The organism is Nitratireductor luteus (assembly GCF_026162365.1).
GTDB classification, from domain to species: domain Bacteria; phylum Pseudomonadota; class Alphaproteobacteria; order Rhizobiales; family Rhizobiaceae; genus Chelativorans; species Chelativorans luteus.
This window is the reverse complement of record NZ_JAOANW010000035.1, coordinates 1-2,107: the sequence shown is the minus strand read 5'-3', so window position 1 is coordinate 2,107 and position 2,107 is coordinate 1. Positions and strand designations below refer to the sequence as shown.

Here is a 2,107-nt window from a genome sequence, read left to right as displayed (position 1 = left end):
ACCAGTCAGCCAGCGCCTCATTCTGTTCTTAAAGGAGGGGGACGTGAGGACTGGTTTGTCATTTGTCCAGCTTTTTGTCTTAACATCTATCGCTGTCAGCCTTGCCGAGGCGGCATTCGCACAAGAGGATCAGGCTTCCGATACGACGCAGACGAACGGCGATGTGACGGTGCTGGAAAGGCTCCTGGTGACGGCGCCGCTGTTCGGCGCGCCCGACACGGCAACGCGCAGCGTCACCCTCCTCACCCGAGAGGACATTGAAGAGCAATTGCCGACCGCCCGCTCGCTAGGCGATATTCTCGGCAAGACGGTTCCAGGCCTCGCCCCGGCCACCGGCGCCTTCACCAATTACGGTCAGACTATGCGCGGACGTGATCTCCAGGTCATCATCGACGGTGTGCCGCAAAAGCTGACCCGAAACGCCTCCCGCGATCTTTTCAACATCGATCCCGCGCAGATCGAAAGCATCGAGGTTGTCCATGGCGGTTCGGCGCTCTACGGCGGCGGAGCAAGCGGCGGCATCGTCTACATCACCACTTTGCAGGGCGGCGGCGAACCCCGTTTTACCAGCAGGTTTACGGCCGGCAGCAGCCTCACCAATCCATCCAAGGACGGGCTGTTCGGCGGGTATTCCCAATCCGCTCAAGGTGCGGTGGACAATCTCTCCTACGCCTTTGCCGCATCCGGCGATCTCCGAGGCGCTTCCTTCGATGCCAACGGCGACCGCATAGCGCCCGAACCCAGCCAAGGAGACCTGCACGACACCACCAGCTATGATCTAATGGGTCGCCTCGGCTACGATGTTGATCAGCACCGCTTCGGGGTTTCGGTCAATTTCCGTAATATAGACCAGGACACGGATTTCGCTTCCGGTCCGGCTGTTGCTGACCTGCCGGCAGGCAGCGTTTACGGGCGTGCCGTGCCGGGCCTTGAGCTGGACGAGCAGGGCAGCCTGCGCGACCTGCGCGCTACGCTCGACTATGCCAACAGCGATATTTTCGGCGGCAGCCTCAACGCACAGCTTTACGCGCGCGACTACAGCACGCGCTTTTACCCCTTCGACGGGCGCAGAATTCCGACCTGGAATGCGATCGCGCAATCGATCGTCGACAGCCGTGTCTATGGCGGCAATGCGACATTTGACACGCCGTTGCCGGCGCCCGATTGGCTGAGCTCCGCAAGGCTGATGTGGGGAGCGGATTTCTCGCTGGAAACCACCTCCATGCCGGTGAACCTGTTCGACGGCAACGCCTACGATGCCAGCGGGGGCACCGTATTCACAAAGACGGGCACGCGCGTTTTCATGCCCGAAACGCAGCACAACCAGGTCGCTCTCTTCGGTCAACTGGAGATCGAAGCGACAGAGAAGCTGATCTTCCGGGGCGGCTTACGCCAGCAATGGGCCAGGGCGGAAGTGGGTGACTACACCACGCTTGGCCAGGGAAACCGGATTGAGGGCGGCGACATCAGCTATTCCGAGCTCTTGCCGAATATCGGTGCTGTTTACAGCCTGACCGACGATGTCAAGCTCTATGCCGATTTCGCGCGCTCATTCGAACTTCCCGACATCGGCCTGCAGCTTCGCTATGCGCCAGCCGATTTCCAGCTCTCGTCCAGCAATCTGAAGCCGGTCGTCACCGACAGCTACGAGCTCGGGTTGCGCTTTGATTTCGGCGACACAACGGGCAGCCTGGCCGGATTCTACAGCTATTCGGAACTGGGCGCGCCGCGCATCGAGGATTTCCGCCTTGTCCAGCAGCGCAATCCAGAACGCATTTATGGCGTGGAACTCGCGCTTGATCACACGATCAATGAGCAATGGCAGGTCGGGGGCACCTTCACCTGGCTGGAAGGCGAGTTGCAGAACATCGGCACCGGCGACTGGACGGCGCTCAATGGATACCGCATTCCGCCCGTCATCGTGACCGGCTATGCCGAATACCGACCAACGGAGTGGTGGAAACTGCGCCTTCAGGCGCTTTATTCGGGCAGCCGTGACCGCGCCTTCGAGGACGGTGTCGGCTTCGGCGGTCGGGCGGTGGAGGACTATCTGGTCGTCGACGCCTATTCCAGCTTTGAACTGCCTAGGGGTAAGCTGGACGTCGGT

1 protein-coding gene is annotated in these 2,107 nt (G+C 60.8%); it reads left to right on the top strand.

Annotation, left to right across the window (positions count from 1 at the left end; genetic code table 11):
• Positions 1-43 precede the first annotated feature (43 nt).
• Positions 44-2,107: TonB-dependent receptor (locus N1058_RS23955; RefSeq protein WP_265520092.1), on the top strand; the 2,064-nt coding region annotated here is incomplete at its 3' end.